This is a genomic window from Novosphingopyxis iocasae (assembly GCF_014334095.1).
GTDB classification, from domain to species: domain Bacteria; phylum Pseudomonadota; class Alphaproteobacteria; order Sphingomonadales; family Sphingomonadaceae; genus Novosphingopyxis; species Novosphingopyxis iocasae.
This window is the reverse complement of the sequence record NZ_CP060495.1, coordinates 2148359-2167333: the sequence shown is the minus strand read 5'-3', so window position 1 is coordinate 2167333 and position 18975 is coordinate 2148359. Positions and strand designations below refer to the sequence as shown.

Below are 18975 nucleotides of genomic sequence, written 5' to 3'. Positions count from 1 at the left end.
CATGATATCACTGCATGATATCGCGATATCATGACGCGCATCCTGGCCGATCTACCCGATGAAGACATCAAATGGCTCGACGCTCTGGCGGCCGAGCAGGGCAAGTCGCGCGCGTCCATTCTGCGCGAGGCAGTGAGCGCCTACCGCGCCGAAGCCCCGAAGGACTGGCTCGACATCGGCTTCGGGGCCTGGGCGGACCGTAACGACATTGGCGACGCCGTGGAATGGCAGCGCCGCGAGCGCGCTTCCTGGACGCGGCCTTGGGACGACGATTACGAGGATGTGAAGGCGGAATTTCCCGATCTTTTCGATGAAGAGGACGACCGCCAGCGTCGCATCTACTTGGAGATGTCTGCCAAGAAGGACCAAGCCGAACGGTCCTCTTCATGAGCGGCTATTCCCTCGACACGAACATCCTGATTGATGCGCTGCGCGGGATCGAGCAAGCGCGCAATGAAATCCGGCGCGCGAGCGAAGCCAATGGGCGCGCCTGGATCAGCAGGATGGTCTGGATCGAGGTGCTTTCCAAGGGAGAAGGCGAGCAACTTCGCCGGGCTGAAATTCTCCTCTCCGGTTTCGGGATGGACGAGATCGATGCCGAAATCGCTGCGCGTGCCGCAGGGCTCCGCCGCGAGCGTGGTCGGCTGGCGTCTCCCGATGCCATTATCCTCGCCACCGCAATGCTGCGTGGCCGCGTCCTCATTACCCGCAATACAAAGGATTTTCCGGCGAACATGCCGGGCATCCGTGTTCCCTACACTCTTTGACGCCAACTCCCTTTACGAAAGCATCTTCTCATGTGCGGTATTATCGGAATCCTCGGACGCGGCGATGTGGCCGATCGGCTGGTCGACGGGCTGAAACGGCTGGAATATCGCGGCTACGATTCGGCCGGCATCTGCACGGTTCATGACGAGCAGTTCGAACGCCGCCGGTCCGAGGGCAAGCTGCGCAATCTGACGGCCAAGCTGGCGGACGAGCCCGCGGTAGGCTCCGCCGGGATCGCGCACACGCGCTGGGCCACGCATGGCGCGCCGACCGTCGACAACGCGCACCCGCATGCCAGCGGCGCGGTTGCGGTGGTCCACAATGGCATCATCGAGAATTTCAAGCCGCTGCGCCGCGAGCTGCAGGAGCGCGGACGCACCTTCGAAAGCCAGACCGATACCGAGGTGGTGGTTCATCTGATCGCCGAGCAGGTGGAACAAGGGCAATCGCCCGAAGACGCGGTGAAAGCCGTGCTGCCCCGGCTGGAAGGCGCGTTCGCGCTCGCCATTCTGTTCCGCGATCATGACGATCTGATGATCGGTGCGCGCCTCGGTTCCCCGCTGGTGGTGGGTCGCGGCGAAGACGAGGATGAGGGTGAGGCCTATCTGGGTTCCGACGCGCTGGCGCTGGCCCCGCTCACCCGCCGTATCGCCTATCTGAAGGAAGGGGACCGGGTGATCGTGAAGCGGGGGGACATCCGCATCCTCGACGAGAACGACCAGCCGGTGGAGCGCGAATTCGTGGACAGCGGCGTCACTGCGGGCGCGATCGAGAAGGGCAATTACCGCCACTTCATGCAGAAGGAGATCTTCGAGCAGCCGACCGTGGTCGCGCAGACACTCGGCTCCTATCTGCGCCCGCTGGAGAACGTGGTCGCGCTGCCCGACATCCAGTTCGATGTGTCCGAAATCCGCCGCGTCACCATCGTCGCCTGCGGCACCAGCTATTATGCCGGCATGGTCGCCAAATACTGGTTCGAACAGTTCGCGCGCGTGCCGGTCGACATCGATGTGGCATCCGAATTCCGCTACCGCGAACCGATCATGGAAGAAGGGGGTCTGGCGCTCTTCATCAGCCAGTCGGGCGAAACGGCCGATACGCTCGCCGCGCTGCGGCATGCGCGCGAGGAGGGACAGAAGATCGCCGTCGTCGTCAACGTGCCCACCAGCACCATGGCACGCGAGGCGGACCTGCTCTTGCCCACCCATGCCGGCCCCGAAATCGGCGTGGCTTCCACCAAGGCGTTCACCTGCCAGCTCGCCGTACTCGCCGCACTCGCCGCGCATCTGGCGCGCGTGAAGGGGCGCATGACGGCAGAGGAAGAGCAGGAGATCGTCAAGCATCTCACCGAAGCGCCTGCAGCGATGAACGATGCATTGAGCCGCGACGGCGCGATCGAGGCGATTGCCCCGCTGATCGCCCCGGCGCGCGACGTGCTCTATCTCGGCCGCGGCCCGGACTTCCCGATGGCGATGGAAGGCGCGCTAAAGCTGAAGGAGATCAGCTATATTCATGCGGAGGGCTATGCCGCGGGCGAGATGAAGCACGGGCCGATCGCGCTGATCGACGAGGCGGTGCCGGTCATCGTCATCGCCCCGTCCGGCCCGCTGTTCGACAAGACTGTGTCCAATATGCAGGAAGTGGCCGCGCGTGGCGGCAAGATCGTGCTGATCTCGGACGCCAAGGGCATTGAGGAAGCGGGCGAGGGCACGCTGGCGACGATCGAGATGCCGACGGTGCATCCGCTGATCGCGCCGCTGATCTATGCGGTGCCGGTGCAGCTGCTCGCTTATCATGTCGCGGTGGCCAAGGGCACCGACGTCGATCAGCCGCGCAACCTCGCCAAATCGGTAACGGTGGAATAGGCGGCGAACATGACAAAGGGCGCGCCGCCGGGCGCGCCCTTTCTGATTGCGGAAGGGTCAGAAGCCTGCGCTGACCGAGAACACAACCGTGCCGTTATCGATCCGGCCGCCGTCCAACGCCGAGAAATTGGGCAGGAGATACGCCGATTCGGCACGGGAAATGTCGGTATCGACATAAGCGACGCCGAAAGTGAGCGCTTTGTAGGCAACGTCCGCGCCCAGCGACCAGTCCCAATATTCGCCGGTCGGCGCGATGCTGGTGCCGTTGGGGCCAAGGCCGGGATTGCCGTTGGAATAACCGATATGCGCCTTCAGCGTCACCGGCGTAGTGGGGATGCCGGCCGATGCATCGCCGGAGAGATAGAGGTTATCCTCCTTATCGCCCGGATCGTTCGGAATGCCGGCAGCCGCCGCGGCGCCGGTAAAGAACACATTGCCCAGCGCTTCCTGGGGCGGCGCATAGGCGACGCCGGCGGTCAGCGAGAGCGGGCCGACGGTACCGCTCAGCTTCGCATACAGTTCGGCAAAGTCGGTGGTGTCCGCGCCGCCGGGATACATGTACCAGACGACGCCTGCGTCCAGTTCGCCCCCGCCGACGGGAACAATCACACCGCCGAACAGATCGAGCTCAGTATTGGAGCCGCCGAAGGTGCCCCAGCCAGCCAGGTTGGACGCCCAGAAACCGCCGTACAGGCCACTTTGCGGGTTGGACAGCGTGGCCCCGCCCTGAATGGCGATTTCCTTGTCGGTCTGCGAGATGCCGCGGAAGCGATAGTCGCTCACCAGCGCCACATTGGCGGATACGGCGATGTCTTCCGGCGGGGCGGTGTCGTAGCTCTGCGCCATGGCAGGCGCGGCTAAGGCGAGGAGAGGGGCGGCGAGCAGAGAAGCTGTGAGAAGGGGGCGGGATTGGCGCATGTTGATCCTTTCGTGCGAGTGTAGCTTGATCCTGCTGCATTGCGGAACCGACGTCTCTAGCCGAAGGGCGCGCATCCTGTCCGCAATGTAAGTTTATTGCGGGGAAGAGATTGAGTGGGCAATGATAAAACGGATAGAAGACCGTTTTAGCAGCCTAATGTTGCATTGCAGCAACAAGCGCTCTGGCCTCGCTGCACTGCAGCAGGACCAGCGCTATCTTTATCGATTGCCTCGTTCGCCGATGGCGTCAGCTATTGGCCCAGGCGACGATCGCGAACTGGTTATTCCAGGTCATGTTGACCGCGGCGGACAGCTTGCCTGTGCCGAAGCTGCCATCGTTCCGACGCGCCCAGATGTCGCATTCCTTACGGTTGATATCGGCGTAAATTTGCTGGAAGCGAGCTTGGTTCGCCTGCATGCACACCATCGCGATCGCCGGGAAGGTACGGTTCCAGTCCGGGCCGAGTCCGACGATCTTGTCGATATCGTCGATGAAGTCCTGTACATGCTTTGCATAGGTGGCGTAACGCTGCGTCTTCAACTCGATGAAAATCTGAATGCCGCGCGCGGGCAGCATCATGAGATCGCATTTCTGTGCGCCCATCACGCCGCCGCCGGGGGCCAAATACATCGCCTCGCGCGCGAAGGTTGCGGCGTTTCCGTCGGCGATAATCTGCGCTGCCGCCTCCACTTGCAGCCAACCCTCCCATCCGCCGATGATGTTGTTCGCGAACAGGGTGTGGATGCGCGACTGGGGACCGGCGAGATCGTTCGTGATCGCCTTGATGATGCTGTCGATGAAGGCTTGGGACCGTGCCATGACGGAACTCCTTTCTCAGATGAAGGGTAAGGGCGAGGCCGGTAGCGCCCGGCCTTTGTCGGTATGCAGCCTAAAAGCCGCCGCCGCCGCTCTCTCCGCCGCCACTTTCCGGGGACGGCGCGGGCGAAGGGGAGGGTGCCGGCGAAGGCGTCGGCGTCGATCCACCGGTGCCGCTGTCGTCTCCGGCGATCGCGAGATATTTATTGGGGAAATATTTCGCGACCCACATCTCGGCGAGCTGTTTGCGGGTGATTTCCTTGAGATAATAGTTAATCGGCACACCGATATTGCCGGCCAGCGCCTTTTCGACATAATCGTCCATTGCGGTCATCATCGAATTGATGTCTAGCATCTTGTTCTGCCCGTCGTCGATATCGGCCAAGCCGCTCAGCACGTTCTTCGTCTGCGCGCCCTGCAGCGCCACCATTTGCCCGCCGGTGCGCGCGGCCGCGGCGGACTGCGCCACGCTTTGCTTGTCGGCATCATTGGCGTTCGCGAGCGTCGCCAGCTTCTCCATCATCTTGGCCGGATCGAAATCGGCGAACTGCTGCACCCCGATCTTGACCATGTTGGATTTAAGTGACGGGATCGATCCCATCGCCACTAGGGAGACGTGCGACTGAATGTTCTGCGTGCTCAACAGGTTCTTGATGTCCTGCGACATGCTGCCGTCGACGCCGAAACCGCCCTGCTCGTTGGCGAACCAGCCGCCCACCTCGAACTGCGCCTGCATGCTGGCCGCCGTCGCCAGCATAGCTTGGGAGGATTGCGTGCGATTCGATTTCAGCACATGGACCATGCCAATGAAGCTGGAGCCGTAGGTCGCGCCCGAAATGATCTGCAGACGATTGCCGTCGGTGCCCTCGTTCTGATTGCCGATCGCCACCATGTCGCCCGGCTTGGTCGGATCAAACGCTTCGCCCGGAAACAGCACGTTCCACGTACGGATCGCCTTGTCCACGTCGACGATCAGCGGCGCAAGCAGCACCGCGTCCTTGTGCGTACAGCCAATCGAGATCACCAGCGTGCCCGCGATATTATGGTTCTGCATCTGGCTGTTGGTCTGCATCGATGCCTGCGCACTCGCCTGGATCGAATAGCTTTCGCCCAGAAAGCTCGTGGTGTCGGACACGAACGCGCCGACCTTGGACGCATGAGTCAGCGAATCCTGCTCGTTCTCGTCGAGCGAGAAATACTGCACGTTCAGCTTCATGCTGTCGGCGGACAGCGGCATTTTCTTGATTTGTGTGCGGTTGTAATCGAGCGGGCTTTCGGCATCGACATTGATTGCGCGCAAATCGGCGCGCGCCTTCTGCAGCGCGTCCTCTGCCGTCAGCGTGGCCTGCGCATACCCCGTGGCGGCTGCGCTGATGCGCTTGTTCACCTCGCCGATCTCGTCGATTACCTGGCCCGGATCGACGCCAAGATTGACGAGCTCCTGCACTGTCATGTCGAGCGACCGGCGGATCGTCAGTAGATCGTTGAGGTTCTGCTCGGCCGCATCGACCGGGGCCTGCGCCTGGCTGATCTGGCCGAGGCCGGTCATAAATTCCTGCCGGACGTGGTTTCCTAGAACCAACCGGTGATCATAGGGTATCGAAGTAGGCATCGTATTCGACTTTCTCTCTCGGTCGGCCGCCTGCACCCCTTGCCGATGGCAGGTGCACGGGACCGGGCACCGGAACACGGCACCTGGCACATGAAGATAGGGCAGTAAATACTGCCGCCCTGCTTTAAATCGAGAGACCCCATCCTGGGAGACTCGCGACAATTCCGGAAGAATATTAGGTCGCTTCTTGGTGATCAAATGGATTGGCGGCGCTTGCGCCAATCCGGACCATTTTGTTTTTTAAATTATATTTAGGAAGTGGCCGTGCGGCTCATCGGTAATCAACGATATCTAGTAGATCGAACGAAAATGATCGGCAAAGATAAAATATGAGTCATTTTGGTGAGTTGACCTAAATATAAGATCATAGTCCAATGGTCTATCTTTAATAGCGAAGTTAGGGCGCGCCAGTTCATCTACACATAAAGGAGAGGGGGGCGCCTTTTGACTTCGTAACATTGTTGCGCATTCGTTAGTCTTGGGCCGCCCGAGCAGCTAGGTCTCTGCACGATCGCGAGGACTAACCGCGCGCACCGGTTGACAAGGGCGCGCCTCTCGCCGCACTCCACACCGGCAGCAACAGCATGGCGAGTTGTCTTGCGCTGCAACAAGAAGGCCGTTCTCCTTGCGTCCGTTGACAGTTCGCTGTGATCTGTCGCACGCCCGCCCGGTCAATAGCGAGGAGAGACGACATGGCCGGTCTTTGGTTCGAACAGCTCGAGGTGGGGCAGGTTTTCCGCCACGACATGCGCCGCACGGTGACCGAGACCGACAATCTGCTCTTCACCACGCTCACCCATAATCCCGCGGCGCTGCATCTTGACGCCGAATATATGGCGAAGAGCGATTTCGGGAAAATCATCGTCAACTCCACCTTCACGCTCGGCCTGATGGTCGGCATTTCGGTGGGCGATACCACGCTCGGCACCGCCGTCGCGAACCTGGGGTGGGACGAGGTGCGCTTTCCCGCACCGGTCTATGTCGGCGATACGCTACGGATCGAGACGGAGGTGGTGGACCTGCGCGAAAGCAAATCGCGCCCCACCGCAGGCATCGTCACCTTCGTGCACCGCGCCTATAATCAGGACGATGTGCTGGTCGCGAGCTGCAAGCGCACCGGCCTGCAGCACAAGGGGCCGACTGAATGAGACCGCTGCGCAGTTTTCTCTTCATCCCCGGCGATAGCGAGAAAAAGCTGGGCAAGGTCGACGGCTGCGGTGCCGACGCGGTGATCCTCGATCTGGAGGATGCCGTCGCGCCCGCGAATAAGGAGGGTGCGCGGCGCTTGGTCGCAGACTTTCTGAAGGACCGGCCGGCCGGGCAGCGCAGCCCGCAGATCTGGGTGCGCGTCAATCCGCTGGACGGTGATCTGACGCTGGGGGATCTGGTTTCGGTGATCGGCGGCGCGCCCGACGGCATTGTGCATCCCAAGGCCGATGGCCCGGCGGATGTGCGGCGGCTCTCTTATTATCTGGATGCGCTGGAGGCGCAGGCCGGGCTCGAACAGGGCTCCACCAAGATCCTGCCCGTCGCCACGGAGACGGCCCGCGCGCCCTTCGCGCTGGGCGATTACGCCGATGCCGGGCTGAACCGGCTTTACGGGCTCACTTGGGGCGCCGAAGATCTGTCGGCGGCGCTCGGCGCCAGCGGCAATCGCGGCGCGGACGGGGAATGGGCGTTCACCTACAAGATGGTCCGCTCGCTCACGCTGATGGCGGCGCATGCCGCGGGCGTCGCCGCGGTCGAGACGCTGCATGCCGATTTCCGCGATGAAGAAGGCCTGCGCGCCAGCTCCCGTGCCGCGCGGGCCGAGGGCTTTTCCGGCCGCCTCGCCATCCATCCGGCGCAGGTCGGCCCCATCAACGAAAGCTTCCTGCCCGGCGCCGATGAGGTGGATTTCGCGCGCCGCGTGGTGGCCGCGTTCGAGGCCGATCCCGGTGTCGGCACGGTCGGCATCGACGGCAAGATGCTCGATATCCCGCATCTGAAGGCCGCGCGCCAGACTCTGGCGCTGCACGACGCCTATAGCGATTGAGGTAAGCTTCCCCTGCACATGAACCATGACAGCGACGCGCCGCCTGCCCCGGACATCGCGTTCGACGACTTCCTGAAGGTCGATGTCCGCGTCGGCACCATCGTCGAGGCGGAGGAATTTCCCGAGGCGCGCAAGCCAGCTTTCAAGCTGCGCATCGATTTCGGGGGCGCGATCGGCATCAAGCGCTCCAGCGCGCAGATCACCGAGCGGCACCGGCTGGAAGACCTCGTCGGCACGCAGGTGCTCGCCGTCGTCAACTTTCCGCCGCGCCAGATCGGCCCGGTGAGGAGCGAAGTGCTGACCCTCGGCGTGCCGGACGAAGAGGGCCATGTCGTCCTGTTGCGCCCGGACCAGCCGGTGCCCGATGGCGGACGGCTGTTTTAAGGCCGATCCGCGCACATTGATTCCCGCCGCGCCCGGGCCTATCCTCCTGCGCAACAGGCGGCCCGCGATGGCCGCCGCTCTTGTTTTGCGATGAAGCGAAAGGCCGCCCGATATGTCCATCTCCCCGCTCATGCCTGTCTATCCGCGTTGCGACGTGCGTCCGGTGGAGGGCGATGGCTGCCATCTGATCACCGAGGACGGGCGGCGCCTCTTGGATTTCGCCAGCGGCATCGCGGTGAATGCGCTCGGCCACAGCCATCCTGCGCTGATCGGCGCGATTCAGGAGCAGGCTGCCAAGCTGATGCACGTGTCCAATCTCTATGGCAGCCCGCAGGGCGAGCGGCTGGCGCAGATGATCGTCGACACCACCTTCGCCGACACCGTGTTCTTCACCAACAGCGGCGCGGAAGCGGTGGAATGCGCAATCAAGACGGCGCGTGCCTATCACCAGCATGAAGCGGGCGATTCCGGGCGGACCGAGATCATCACCTTCTCCATGGCCTTCCACGGCCGCACGATGGCGACGATCAGCGCTTCCAATCAGGAGAAGATGCACAAGGGCTTCATGCCGCTGCTGCCGGGCTTCAAATATGTCGAGTTCAACGATCTAGAGGCGGCGCGCGCCGCCGTGGGTCCGCAGACCGCAGGCTTCCTGGTCGAACCGATCCAGGGCGAGGGCGGCATCCGTCCGGCGAGCGAAGAATTCCTGAAGGGCCTGCGCCAGATCTGCGACGAGCAGGATCTGATGCTGGTGCTGGATGAGGTACAATGCGGCGTCGGGCGCACCGGCAAGCTCTATGCCCACGAACTGTACGGGATCGAGCCGGACGTGCTCGCCACCGCCAAGGGCATTGCCGGCGGCTTCCCGCTCGGCGCGTGCCTTGCCACCGAAAAGGCGGCGCGCGGCATGGGCTTCGGCAGCCACGGCTCTACCTATGGCGGCAATCCGCTCGCCATGGCTGCGGGCGAGGCGGTGTGGAAGGTGATTTCCGATGAGGATTTCCTCGCCGATGTGCGCGCCAAGGGCGAGCGTCTGCGCTCCATGCTCGAACAGTTCATCGGCAACCATTCGGACCTGTTCGAACTGGTGCGCGGGCACGGCCTGATGCTCGGCCTGAAGATGAAGGTGGAGAGCCGCCCCTTCTATGCGCATCTGCGCGACAATCACGATTTGATGACCGTGGCCGCGGGCGAGAACACGATCCGCGTCCTGCCGCCGCTGGTGATCGAGGATGAGCATATCCAAGAGTTCATGGAAAAGCTCAGCGCCGGTGCGGCGGACTATGTCGTGCCGGAGGCCGCAGCGGCCTGATACCGGGCCTTCGCAGGGCACTCAGAGAGGGAGCAATCGCATGACCCGCCATTTCCTGAACCTTTCGGACGCAGGCGGCGATGCTATTGCCGCGATGCTGGACGATGCATTGAGCCGGAAAGCGGCGCGCAAGGGCTGGCCGAATGGCAAGGCGGACGCGGACGCGCCGCTGGCCGGGCACATGCTCGCGATGATCTTCGAGAAAAACTCCACGCGCACGCGCTTCAGCTTCGAAATGGCGATGGAACAGCTCGGCGGTAGCGCCATCGTCGCCGATTCCGGCTCGATGCAGCTGGGGCGGGGCGAAACGGTGGCGGACACGGCGCGCGTCCTCTCGCGCTATGTCGATGCCATCATGATCCGCACCGACGATCATGCCAAGGTGGAGGAGATGGCCGCCTGCGCCAGCGTGCCAGTGATCAACGCGCTCACCGATCTCTCGCATCCCTGCCAGATCGTTGCCGACCTGCTGACCATCGTGGAGCATGGCAAGGCGCTGCCCGGCCTGCAGGTCGCCTGGCTGGGCGACGGCAACAACGTCCTGCACTCGATCGTCGAGGCGGCGGGCCTCATGAAGTTCGACGTGCGCATCGGCTGCCCGGAAGGCTATGATCCGGACGAGCGCTTCAACGAAGCCGCGCGCAAGGCGGGCAGCAGCATCACGATCCACCGCAACGCCGCCGAAGCGGTCGACGGAGCCGACGTGATCGTTACCGACACCTGGATTTCGATGGGCCAGAAGGGCGGCGAGGCGAAGCTGGCCGCCATGGGCCCGTTCCAGGTGGACGAGGCGCTGATGGCGCGCGCGAAGCCGGACGCGCTGTTCCTCCACTGCCTGCCCGCGCACCGCGGCGAGGAAGTGACGGACGGCGTAATCGACGGCCCGCAATCGGTGATTTTCGACGAGGCGGAAAACCGCCTGCACTCGCAAAAATCGGTTCTGCGCTGGGTTTTCGGGCAGCTCTAACTATCTAGGGGCGATGACTGAACAGATCCCTACCCAGACCGAGACCTTTTCCGACCTTCCCTTGCGCTTTTCCATCCCGGCCCGCCATGCGCGCGGCCGCGCGGTGCGGATCGAGACGGCGCTGGCCGATATCCTGTCCGCCCATGCCTATCCGCCGGTGATCGAGGCGCTGCTCACCGAAGCGGTGACGCTCACCGCGCTGCTCGGCTCGCTCCTTAAGGATGCGGGCGGCGAGCTGACCATGCAGGCGCAGACCGGCGAGGGCGCGGTGACGCTGCTGGTTTGCGATTATCGCGACGGCCAGCTGCGCGGCTATGCGCAATATGACGAGGCCAAGGTGGCCGAACTGACGCCCGAGCCGACGCTCTTCGGTCTGTTCGGCCAGGGCTATCTGGCGATCACCTTCGATCGCAAGAAGCGCAGCGAGAACGAGCCGGGGGCGCGCTATCAGGGCATCGTGCCGCTGGAAGGCGCCTCGCTGGCCGAGGCCTGCGAATATTATTTCGCGCAGTCCGAGCAGATCCCGACGCTGATCCGCACCGCGCGTTCCTCCGGCGAGGATCGCACCGTGGCAGGCGGTTTCCTGGTCCAGCATCTGGCCGAGGGCGAGGAAGGGCGCGAGCGGCTGCATGTGCGGCTTGACCATCCCGAATGGGAGCATGTCCGCGCGCTTGCCGAGACGGTGAAGCCTGAAGAGCTGGCAGACGGCGCGCTGCCGCTGGAAGAGCTGGTCTGGCGCCTCTTTCATGAAGAGGACGAGGTACGGATCGAACAGGGCACCGGCCTGTCCAAGGGCTGCCGCTGCGATCCGGACCATATCCGGTCGGTCATCGGACGCTTTCCCGTCGAGGAGCGGCGCGAGATGGCGGACGAGGACGGCGACATCAAGGTGGACTGCGAGTTTTGCAATCGCCAGTTCCCGATCTCGCTCTCCAGCATGGAGAACTGACGGCGCCGGTGCGCCGCCGCCGCAATTCCGACACGCCTGCGTCGTTATTCTCCCACGTTAAATCTGTATCCACCTGCATTGGGGCGCTGCCCCCATGTGGACCGAAATCGATGAAGACAGCTAAGACAATTGCCATTGCCCTTGCGGCGACCTTCAGCGTTGCTGCTTCCGCTTACGCCGCGCAGGCGAGCTTTTCGCTGCGCACGCTGGAGCGGGGCGAGTGGACGCTGCGTGACAAGGCCGATGATTTCCGGCCGGTGCGCAAGCTGTGCGTCCGCGATCCGCGCGTGCTGGTGAAGCTGCACCATCCCGGCCAGCGTTGTGAAATTCACCGGCTCAGCGGCGACGCGCGCGAGGTGGTGTTTGGCTATTCCTGTCAGAGTAGCAGCGGTAGCACCGCGATTCGCCGCGAGACGGATCGGCTGGTGCAGATCCGCAGCCAGGGGTTGGACCGCGGCGCGCCCTATGCGTTCGATTACGAAGCTCGCAAAACCGGAAGCTGCTGAGCGCGAAGGAAGCGCCGCAGTGCAGTAGCGTTTCTTCGCCGCTCCCAAGCACAATATTGCACCAAACCCGCTTTCGTTAAGCACCGGTTTAGCAATCCTTGCTATGCCTGTGGGAGTACCCCACTTTGGTACGCTTTCCTCCCTAGCGGGCTCGCACGAGCCGTCACTGGGCCGCTCTTTTCAGGGTGGCCCGTTTTTTGTGGGCATGCTTGCGATACGGCGATCATGCGCTTAGCTCCCCGGCCATGACAGAAACCGGAAAACAGGCGGTGCTGCTGCTCTCGGGCGGCCTCGATTCGATGGTGGCGGGCGGGATCGCGCGCGAACAGGGCTTCGACATTCTGGCGCTGACGGTGGATTATAACCAGCGCCACCGTGTCGAGCTGGAAAGCGCCGCGCGGATCGCCGAAACGCTGGGGGCGAAACGTCATGTGGTACTGCCGCTCGATCTGACGCAATTCGGCGGCTCCGCACTCACCGCGGATATCGATGTGCCCAAGGACGGCGCGGGTACACGCGACGAAGGCGGCATTCCGATCACCTATGTTCCGGCGCGCAACACCATCTTCCTCTCGCTCTGCCTCGGCTGGGCGGAGGCGGCGGGCGCGCGCGACATGGTGATCGGCGTCAACGCGCTCGACTATTCCGGCTACCCCGATTGCCGTCCCGAGTTCATCGATGCCTTTCAGCGGCTGGCCATGCTCGGCACCAAGGCGGGCGATGCGAAGGAAAGCTTCGAGGTGCGCGCCCCGCTGCAATATATGAGCAAGGCCGACATCGCGGCCGAAGCGATGCGGCTGGGGCTCGATCCCGCGATGAGCTGGTCCTGCTACGATCCTACCCCGGACGGCAAGCATTGCGGCGAATGCGACAGCTGCCGCCTGCGCCATGGCGGCTTCGTGGAAGCCGGGATCGAAGACCCGACCGTCTATGCCGTCACGCCGGTGGTCGGGTGAGCTACGCCGTAAAGGAGATTTTCCCGACCCTTCAGGGTGAGGGCGCGCATGCCGGACGCCGCGCAGTGTTCCTGCGCTTTGCCGGTTGCAATCTCTGGACCGGGCGGGAGCAGGATCGGGAAAAGGCCATCTGCCGTTTCTGCGACACCGATTTCGTCGGGATGGATGGTGAGAATGGCGCGCGTTACGCCGATGCCGAAAGCCTTGGCGATAAGGTCGCCGAGCTATGGGGCGCGGGACGCACGCGGCGCTATGTCGTGATGACCGGCGGCGAGCCGATGTTGCAGGTGGACGATGCGCTGATCGACGCCCTGCACGCGCGCGGGTTCGAGATCGCGATCGAAAGCAACGGCACGCTGCCGGTGCCGCGCACGATCGACTGGATCTGCATCAGCCCCAAGGCGGGGTCCGAAACCGTCCAGCGTTCGGGCGACGAATTGAAACTGGTCTGGCCGCAGCCCGGATCGGATTGGCAGGCCATGGAAAGCTGGGACTTTTCCCATCATCTGATCCAGCCGATGGACAGCGCGTCGGCGGACGAAAACCGGGCCGAGGCGATTGCCTTTGTGGAAGCGCACCCGGCGTGGCGGCTGTCCTTGCAGACGCACAAGTTGTTGGGGCTGCCCTGATTGGGCAGACCAGGTCGCCATTTGACTTCCGTTCGGGCTGAGCTTGTCGAAGCCCCGTCCTGTTCCCGGCACTATGCGAGCGTCACGATACAGCCCTTCGATAAGCTCAGGGCAAACGGACATTCAGAATGATTTGGCGGTCCGGACGCGCCTTCAGAGGCACGCGAGATGTTTTAAACCTCTAGGCGGCGATGGCGCTCAGATTGTCGGCGATCTTGCCGATCCCTGCGGGCTTTTCATAGAGCTTCACGCCCGCAAGTTCGGGCGGCAGGGTGTCGGCGGTACAGTGCCCGCTATGGAACACGAACGGAATACCGCGCTTCTTCAGCTTGAGCGCTGCGGGGAACACGTCCTGGCCCGCCAGGTCGACATCCAGAATGGCTGCGTCGATGCGATGCGGGCCGTCGATGCAATTCAAGCAATCGTCCAGCGACATGCACGGGCCAACCACGTTGATGCCCCGCTCGCGCAAGCAATCGACCATGTCGAGCGCGATCAGCGCTTCGTCCTCGGCCAGCATGACGGTGAATGTGCTCATACAGCGGAAATGGGCTAATCTTTGTCAGGTTCCCGCTGCACTGCAAAAAAGAGTCTCGCTTCGAAACCCTTTTCGGGCCAAATGCTCTCGAACCGGCCGCCGATCTGGCGCAAGCTCGACAGCACCAGCTGGCTGCCGAAGCCCTTGCCATCCTCACTCGGCGCGGTGACTGGCGGGCCGCCGCTTTCCTGCCAGACGAGCGCAACCTTCTGCAGGTTCTCATCCTCTTCGACCGTCCAGCGGACCGAGATGACGCCGCCACTTTCCTGGCACCAGGCTCCATATTTCACCGCGTTGGTCGCCATTTCGTGCAGCGCGAGGCCGATCGGGGTGGCATAGCGCGGGATCAGCTGCACCTCCGGCCCGTCGGTTTCATAGCGCAGCCGATCGGAAAGATAGGGCGCGAGCACATTGTCCACCAGCGAGCCAAGACTGACCGCGCGTCCACCATCCTGATCCAGCGTCAGCTGATGCGCGCGGGCCAGCGCGTTGACCCGCTCGCGCATTTTCTCGCCCGCCACCTTCGCGTCGCTCTCTCGCCGCGCGGTCATGCTGATGATGGCCATGACCACCGCGAACAGGTTTTTTACGCGGTGATTGAGTTCGCGGCTGATGAGTTCGACCTGTTCCTTTGCCTCGGTGATCTCACTGAGTTCGGTCTCGGTCTGCAGCAGCCGGGAATTGCGCCAAAGCAGATAGGCGATGAGCAGCAGCAGCAGAATCAGGACGGTGACGACCACCAGCACCTGCCGGCCGCCGATCTGCGCATATTGCCGCGCCTCGGCCAGCCCGGCAGCCTGCCGCTGATATTCGTAATTCTCATATTGGTCGATCAGCACGCGAAGGCGGTCCATCCGGCGCATGTCGCTGCCCATCTTCAGCGTCTCGATCGCTTCGTTGCGATTGCCGCGCCGGGCCATCCGCACGCTGGCTTGTGTCTCTGCAAGATGCTCGCTCGTCAGCCGGTCGATCTGCATCAACCAGTTCTCCTGCGGGCCTTCCATATTGCCATAGGCGTAGGTCTTCAGCTCATCGAGCAACAGCGCCTCGCGTTCCATGGCTTCCTTCAGCGGCTTGAGATAGCGCCGCTGGCCGGTCAGCAGATAGCCGCGCTGGCCGGTTTCCGCGTCCACCGCCAGCGCGCGGACCTTCTCCAACCGGGCGATCACACCGGTGGTGTACTGGCTTGCCTCACGCGCTTCCCGCTCGCTGTCGATCGCGCCCATGGTGGCGATGCCTCCGGACAGCAGGATGAGAATGCTGAGCGCCACCGCCGCGGGCAGCAAGGTGGTGCCATAGCCATGCTGGCGCTCGGGGCTGAGCAGTTCCCGCCAAATTCGTTTGAGGCGCTCGATCATGGTGCATCGCGCCGTATCGCTCCGGATAGGTCCAGACAAGTTGTGACGTGGCGCGAGCAGGTGAACTGCGCCGGTCGCGCGATTGACCGACCCTCGCGGGGCACCTACATCGCCTGGTCTATGCTGGATGAAAAACAGGCGCTGGAACGCGCAGAACTGCTGGTCTCCGCCGCAATCGACGCAGGCGCGGACGCTGCCGACGCGCTCTATTCGGGCGGCGCGTCGACGGAAATCTCGGTGCGCCTCGGCAAGCTGGAAGATGCCGGGCGGTCGGAGGGCGAGGAGATCGGCCTGCGCCTGTTCGTCGGCAAGCGTTCCGCCAGCGTATCGAGCAGCGCGCTGGCCCCGGAGCTGCTGCGCGATCTTGCCGAGCGCGCGGTGGCGATGGCCAAGGCGGCGCCGGAAGATCCCTATGCCGGCCTCGCGCCCGAAGAGCGGCTGATGAAAGAGCCTCTGCCCGATCTCGATCTGGACGACGGCGCGGCCGCCGATCCCGATGCTCTACGTGAGGCGGCGCTGGCCGCAGAAGACGCCGCGCGCGCCGTTTCCGGTGTGACGGGCAGCGAGGGCGGCGGGGCGAGCGTGGGCCGATCGGTCGTGGCGCTTGCCACCAGCACCGGTTTCGGAGCTGCTTATGCTCGCTCCAGCCACAGCCTGTCGGCCAGCGTCCTTGCCGGGGAAAGCGGCGCGCGGGAGCGGGATTACGCCTATCGCACGGCCCGCCACGCTGCCGATCTGCCCGATCCCGCCGAAATCGGCCGCAAGGCGGGCGAGCGGGCGGCGGCGCGGCTGAACCCGGTGGACATGACCGGCGGCGCAATGCCCGTGATCTTCGATCCGCGCGTCGGCGGCAGCCTGATCGGCCATCTGCTCGGCGCGATGTCCGGCCCCGCCGCGGCCCGGCGCGCGACCTTTCTGCTCGATCTCATGGGCGAGCGGCTCTTCGACAGCGGCATCGACATTCTGGACGATCCGCACCGCCCGCGCGGTCTTGCCTCCAAAAGCGTGGACGGCGAGGGCCTGCCGACCGCGCCGTCCAAACTGGTCGATGCGGGGCGGCCCACCGGCTGGCTGCTCAACGTCGCTTCCGCGCGCCAGCTGGGGCTGGAGCCGAACGGCCACGCCACGCGCGGTGTCGGCGGATCGCCGGGCGTGGGCGCAAGCAACGTGCATATGGTGCCCGGTAAGGACAGCCCCGCCGCGCTGATGGCGGGCATCGAACGCGGCGTCTATCTGACCGAGCTGATCGGCCAGGGCGTCAACGCCATCACCGGCGATTACAGCCGCGGCGCAGGCGGCTTTCTGATCGAAAACGGCGAGATTACGCGGCCCGTGCGCGAGATTACCGTGGCGGGCAATTTGAAGGATATGTTCGCGGCCATGACGCCCGCGGACGATCTGGACTTCACCCGCTCGCTCAACGTGCCCACGCTGCGCGTCGACGGCATGACCGTGGCCGCGTGAGCGTCTTCGACCCTTCCGATATCGTGGCCGCGGCGCGCGAGGCGGGGGACTATGCGCTGGCCCGCTGGCGCCGGGGCGAGAAGCCCGATGCGAAGACCTGGGAAAAGTCGCCCGGCCATCCGGTCTGCGATATCGACATCGCGGTCGACGAGCTGCTGAAGGAGCGGCTCGGCGCGATCCTGCCGGAAGCGGGCTGGCTGTCCGAGGAGACCGAGGACGACAGCGACCGGACGCGGCGCGACTGGACCTGGCTGGTCGATCCCGTCGACGGCACGCGCGATTATATCCGCGGGCGCGCCGGCTGGGCGATCTCCATCGCGCTGATGAAAGGCGGGCGGCCCGTCTTCTCCGTCATCCACGCGCCGGTGGGGGACCGCTGCTTCACTGCACGGCGGGGCGAGGGCGCGCTCCTGAACGGCGAGCCGATCGAGGCGAGTGAACGGCAGGACTTGCCCGGTGCGCGCGTGCCCTGCGACGGCCTGGCCCGCGTCGACCGCGATCTCACCATGGTCGCCAAACCCAACAGCATCGCGCTTCGCATCTGCATGGTGGCGAGCGGCGAGGCCGACATGGTGGCGACGCTGCGCTGGGGGAATGAGTGGGACGTCGCCGCCGCGAACCTGATCGCCGCGGAAGCGGGCGCGACCGTCAGCGACGCGCTGGGCGATCCGATCCGCTACAACAAGGCAAGCCCGCGCGATTTCGGCTTGATCGTCAGCGCGCCGGGCATCCATGCGGCGGTGGTGGAACGGCTGGCGGACCGGGCGGCGGAGATATTGGGCGGGGCGTAAATCCCCGTTTGAACAAAGATCTGTTCGCCCTGAGCTTGTCGAAGGGCCGTCTTTCTTCGGTGATAGAGCGATGGCGCCAAGAAAAGTACGGGGCTTCGACAAGCTCAGCCCGAACGGAATAATGGGTTTAGCTGAAGGCGAACGGATGAGAGGGTTGTCTTACTTCTCTAAATCCGCCCGGCTCCACAATCCCTCGCGTCCCGCCGGCTCCGGCGTGCCCGCCGCCTGGGCCCTTGCCCGCGCCACCCAGAGCAGTTTTTCGCGCTTGGACGTGTGTACCCGGTGGTCCCAGGCGTGCACGCCGAGATCGCGGACCTTGCGAGCGATGTCTCCATAGATTCCCGCCGCCGCCAGCACCGCCCAGCGGCTGCGCTTGGGCAGCGCCTGCGCGCCGACGCGCGCGCTCGCCTCATAGCGCTCGGAGGCATCGCATAGCCGCTTCGCCATCGCTTTGAGCGCGGGGCGGAAGGGCGGGGCCATGTGGCGGCCGGGCGGCACGTCGAATTCGGCGAGCCATTCCATCGGCAGATAGCAGCGGTCGGCGGCCGCATCCTCGGCAATGTCGCGCGCGATATTGGCAAGCTGGAATGCAAGGCCGAGGTCGGTCGCGCGGTCCAGCACGGCCTCGTCCTCCGGGCCCACGCCCATCAGGATCGCCATCATGCAGCCGACCGCGCCCGCGACATGATAGCAATAGCGGTACAGGTCCGCCTCGCTGCGCGGCCGCCATTCCTCGGCATCCAGCGCGAAGCCTGCGATCAGATCGTCGGCATAACGGCGCGGGATGCGGCATTCGCGCGCCACCAGCCCGAAGCCGTCGAAGGCAGGCTCCCCGGTTTCGGTACCGTTCCAGGCGGCCTCGGTCATGCCGGTGAGATAGCTGAGGCGATCGGCTGCATCGTCGATCACGCTCATGCCATGGCCATGGTCCTGCCCGTCGGCCAGATCGTCGCATTTGCGGCACCAGGCGTAGAGCAGCCAGGCCCGCTCGCGCGCTTCCCGGTCGAACAGGCGGGAGGCGAGGGCGAAGCTGCGCGATCCCTTCGCGATGCTGTCCTTCGCATGTGCGACGAGGGCGGGGCGATCGAGGCTAGTCACGAAATGCC

At 64.3% G+C, this 18975-nt stretch carries 20 protein-coding genes; 14 read left to right on the top strand and 6 right to left on the bottom strand.

The annotated features are described in order from the left end of the window. Positions 1-30 precede the first annotated feature (30 nt). Genes H7X45_RS10385 through glmS form a run of 3 tightly spaced genes read left to right on the top strand, consistent with a single transcriptional unit; the run spans position 31 to position 2633 of the window. Positions 31-390: a ribbon-helix-helix protein, CopG family gene (locus tag H7X45_RS10385; protein WP_187334810.1), complete on the top strand. Its 360-nt coding sequence runs from the start codon at positions 31-33 to the stop codon at positions 388-390. Further along, a complete protein-coding gene (locus tag H7X45_RS10380; RefSeq protein WP_187334809.1) occupies positions 387-767 on the top strand; it encodes a type II toxin-antitoxin system VapC family toxin in 381 nt (126 codons plus the stop codon). The genes H7X45_RS10385 and H7X45_RS10380 overlap by 4 nt, the downstream gene beginning before the upstream one ends. 30 nt (positions 768-797) lie before the next feature. Beyond that, positions 798-2633: a glutamine--fructose-6-phosphate transaminase (isomerizing) gene (gene glmS / locus H7X45_RS10375; protein WP_187334808.1), complete on the top strand. Its 1836-nt coding sequence runs from the start codon at positions 798-800 to the stop codon at positions 2631-2633. Between the two features lie 57 nt (positions 2634-2690). On the opposite strand, the gene H7X45_RS10370 is transcribed toward glmS, so the two are convergent. The 3 genes from H7X45_RS10370 to H7X45_RS10360 form a co-directional block, all read right to left on the bottom strand. Beyond that, positions 2691-3551 (bottom strand): TorF family putative porin, encoded by an 861-nt coding sequence (locus tag H7X45_RS10370; RefSeq protein WP_187334807.1) that lies wholly within the window; start codon positions 3549-3551, stop codon positions 2691-2693. 247 nt (positions 3552-3798) lie between these two features. Next, a complete protein-coding gene (locus tag H7X45_RS10365) occupies positions 3799-4371 on the bottom strand; it encodes a hypothetical protein (protein ID WP_187334806.1) in 573 nt (190 codons plus the stop codon). 70 nt (positions 4372-4441) lie between these two features. Further along, positions 4442-5917: a hypothetical protein gene (locus H7X45_RS10360; RefSeq protein WP_187334805.1), complete on the bottom strand. Its 1476-nt coding sequence runs from the start codon at positions 5915-5917 to the stop codon at positions 4442-4444. A 755-nt stretch (positions 5918-6672) separates the two neighbouring features. Here H7X45_RS10360 and H7X45_RS10355 point away from each other — a divergent pair. The 9 genes from H7X45_RS10355 (at position 6673) to queE (ending at position 13718) form a co-directional block, all read left to right on the top strand. After that, a complete protein-coding gene (locus H7X45_RS10355) occupies positions 6673-7128 on the top strand; it encodes a MaoC family dehydratase (protein WP_187334804.1) in 456 nt (151 codons plus the stop codon). Next, positions 7125-8015, top strand: a complete 891-nt coding sequence (locus H7X45_RS10350; protein WP_187334803.1) for an HpcH/HpaI aldolase/citrate lyase family protein — start codon at positions 7125-7127, stop codon at positions 8013-8015. The genes H7X45_RS10355 and H7X45_RS10350 overlap by 4 nt, the downstream gene beginning before the upstream one ends. Positions 8016-8027: 12 nt before the next feature. Beyond that, positions 8028-8399, top strand: a complete 372-nt coding sequence (locus tag H7X45_RS10345) for a tRNA-binding protein (protein WP_187337106.1) — start codon at positions 8028-8030, stop codon at positions 8397-8399. A gap of 112 nt (positions 8400-8511) precedes the next feature. Next, complete coding sequence (locus H7X45_RS10340; protein ID WP_187334802.1) at positions 8512-9711, top strand: aspartate aminotransferase family protein; 1200 nt, start codon at positions 8512-8514, stop codon at positions 9709-9711. A 40-nt stretch (positions 9712-9751) separates the two neighbouring features. After that, a complete protein-coding gene (gene argF / locus H7X45_RS10335; RefSeq protein WP_187334801.1) occupies positions 9752-10678 on the top strand; it encodes an ornithine carbamoyltransferase in 927 nt (308 codons plus the stop codon). 13 nt (positions 10679-10691) lie between these two features. After that, positions 10692-11627 carry an Hsp33 family molecular chaperone HslO gene (gene hslO / locus H7X45_RS10330; protein WP_187334800.1) on the top strand — a complete coding sequence of 312 codons (936 nt, stop codon included), beginning with the start codon at positions 10692-10694 and terminating at the stop codon, positions 11625-11627. 110 nt (positions 11628-11737) lie between these two features. Then, complete coding sequence (locus H7X45_RS10325) at positions 11738-12133, top strand: hypothetical protein (RefSeq protein WP_187334799.1); 396 nt, start codon at positions 11738-11740, stop codon at positions 12131-12133. Between the two features lie 245 nt (positions 12134-12378). Further along, entirely contained in the window at positions 12379-13089 is a 711-nt protein-coding gene (queC, locus tag H7X45_RS10320; RefSeq protein WP_187334798.1) for a 7-cyano-7-deazaguanine synthase QueC, read from the top strand. Next, complete coding sequence (queE, locus tag H7X45_RS10315; RefSeq protein ID WP_187334797.1) at positions 13086-13718, top strand: 7-carboxy-7-deazaguanine synthase; 633 nt, start codon at positions 13086-13088, stop codon at positions 13716-13718. The genes queC and queE overlap by 4 nt, the downstream gene beginning before the upstream one ends. Before the next feature lie 181 nt (positions 13719-13899). Here the strand turns inward: queE and H7X45_RS10310 are convergent, their stop codons facing one another. Continuing rightward, complete coding sequence (locus tag H7X45_RS10310) at positions 13900-14256, bottom strand: response regulator (RefSeq protein ID WP_187334796.1); 357 nt, start codon at positions 14254-14256, stop codon at positions 13900-13902. A 14-nt stretch (positions 14257-14270) separates the two neighbouring features. Next, the gene (locus H7X45_RS10305; RefSeq protein ID WP_187334795.1) at positions 14271-15614 is read right to left on the bottom strand and encodes a sensor histidine kinase; all 1344 of its coding nucleotides are present in this window, start codon (positions 15612-15614) and stop codon (positions 14271-14273) included. Between the two features lie 120 nt (positions 15615-15734). On the opposite strand from H7X45_RS10305, the gene H7X45_RS10300 reads away from it, so the two are divergent. Together H7X45_RS10300 and H7X45_RS10295 are read left to right on the top strand one after the other, a co-directional pair. Further along, positions 15735-17078: a TldD/PmbA family protein gene (locus H7X45_RS10300; protein WP_187334794.1), complete on the top strand. Its 1344-nt coding sequence runs from the start codon at positions 15735-15737 to the stop codon at positions 17076-17078. Further along, positions 17075-17869, top strand: coding sequence for a 3'(2'),5'-bisphosphate nucleotidase CysQ (locus H7X45_RS10295; RefSeq protein ID WP_246449434.1), 795 nt, complete (start codon positions 17075-17077; stop codon positions 17867-17869). The genes H7X45_RS10300 and H7X45_RS10295 overlap by 4 nt, the downstream gene beginning before the upstream one ends. 159 nt (positions 17870-18028) lie before the next feature. Here H7X45_RS10295 and H7X45_RS10290 read toward each other — a convergent pair whose 3' ends face one another. Then, the gene (locus H7X45_RS10290; protein ID WP_187334793.1) at positions 18029-18967 is read right to left on the bottom strand and encodes a phytoene/squalene synthase family protein; all 939 of its coding nucleotides are present in this window, start codon (positions 18965-18967) and stop codon (positions 18029-18031) included. Positions 18968-18975 lie beyond the last annotated feature (8 nt).

What these genes read in the sequence shown, in the direction of transcription:
- H7X45_RS10385 (WP_187334810.1), top strand. Translation starts at nt 31, where the DNA reads ATGACGCGCATCCTGGCCGATCTACCCGATGAAGACATCAAATGGCTC.
- H7X45_RS10380 (WP_187334809.1), top strand. Translation starts at nt 387, where the DNA reads ATGAGCGGCTATTCCCTCGACACGAACATCCTGATTGATGCGCTGCGC.
- glmS (WP_187334808.1), top strand. Translation starts at nt 798, where the DNA reads ATGTGCGGTATTATCGGAATCCTCGGACGCGGCGATGTGGCCGATCGG.
- H7X45_RS10370 (WP_187334807.1), bottom strand. Translation starts at nt 3,551, where the DNA reads ATGCGCCAATCCCGCCCCCTTCTCACAGCTTCTCTGCTCGCCGCCCCT.
- H7X45_RS10365 (WP_187334806.1), bottom strand. Translation starts at nt 4,371, where the DNA reads ATGGCACGGTCCCAAGCCTTCATCGACAGCATCATCAAGGCGATCACG.
- H7X45_RS10360 (WP_187334805.1), bottom strand. Translation starts at nt 5,917, where the DNA reads ATGACCGGCCTCGGCCAGATCAGCCAGGCGCAGGCCCCGGTCGATGCG.
- H7X45_RS10355 (WP_187334804.1), top strand. Translation starts at nt 6,673, where the DNA reads ATGGCCGGTCTTTGGTTCGAACAGCTCGAGGTGGGGCAGGTTTTCCGC.
- H7X45_RS10350 (WP_187334803.1), top strand. Translation starts at nt 7,125, where the DNA reads ATGAGACCGCTGCGCAGTTTTCTCTTCATCCCCGGCGATAGCGAGAAA.
- H7X45_RS10340 (WP_187334802.1), top strand. Translation starts at nt 8,512, where the DNA reads ATGTCCATCTCCCCGCTCATGCCTGTCTATCCGCGTTGCGACGTGCGT.
- argF (WP_187334801.1), top strand. Translation starts at nt 9,752, where the DNA reads ATGACCCGCCATTTCCTGAACCTTTCGGACGCAGGCGGCGATGCTATT.
- hslO (WP_187334800.1), top strand. Translation starts at nt 10,692, where the DNA reads ATGACTGAACAGATCCCTACCCAGACCGAGACCTTTTCCGACCTTCCC.
- H7X45_RS10325 (WP_187334799.1), top strand. Translation starts at nt 11,738, where the DNA reads ATGAAGACAGCTAAGACAATTGCCATTGCCCTTGCGGCGACCTTCAGC.
- queC (WP_187334798.1), top strand. Translation starts at nt 12,379, where the DNA reads ATGACAGAAACCGGAAAACAGGCGGTGCTGCTGCTCTCGGGCGGCCTC.
- H7X45_RS10310 (WP_187334796.1), bottom strand. Translation starts at nt 14,256, where the DNA reads ATGAGCACATTCACCGTCATGCTGGCCGAGGACGAAGCGCTGATCGCG.
- H7X45_RS10305 (WP_187334795.1), bottom strand. Translation starts at nt 15,614, where the DNA reads ATGATCGAGCGCCTCAAACGAATTTGGCGGGAACTGCTCAGCCCCGAG.
- H7X45_RS10300 (WP_187334794.1), top strand. Translation starts at nt 15,735, where the DNA reads ATGCTGGATGAAAAACAGGCGCTGGAACGCGCAGAACTGCTGGTCTCC.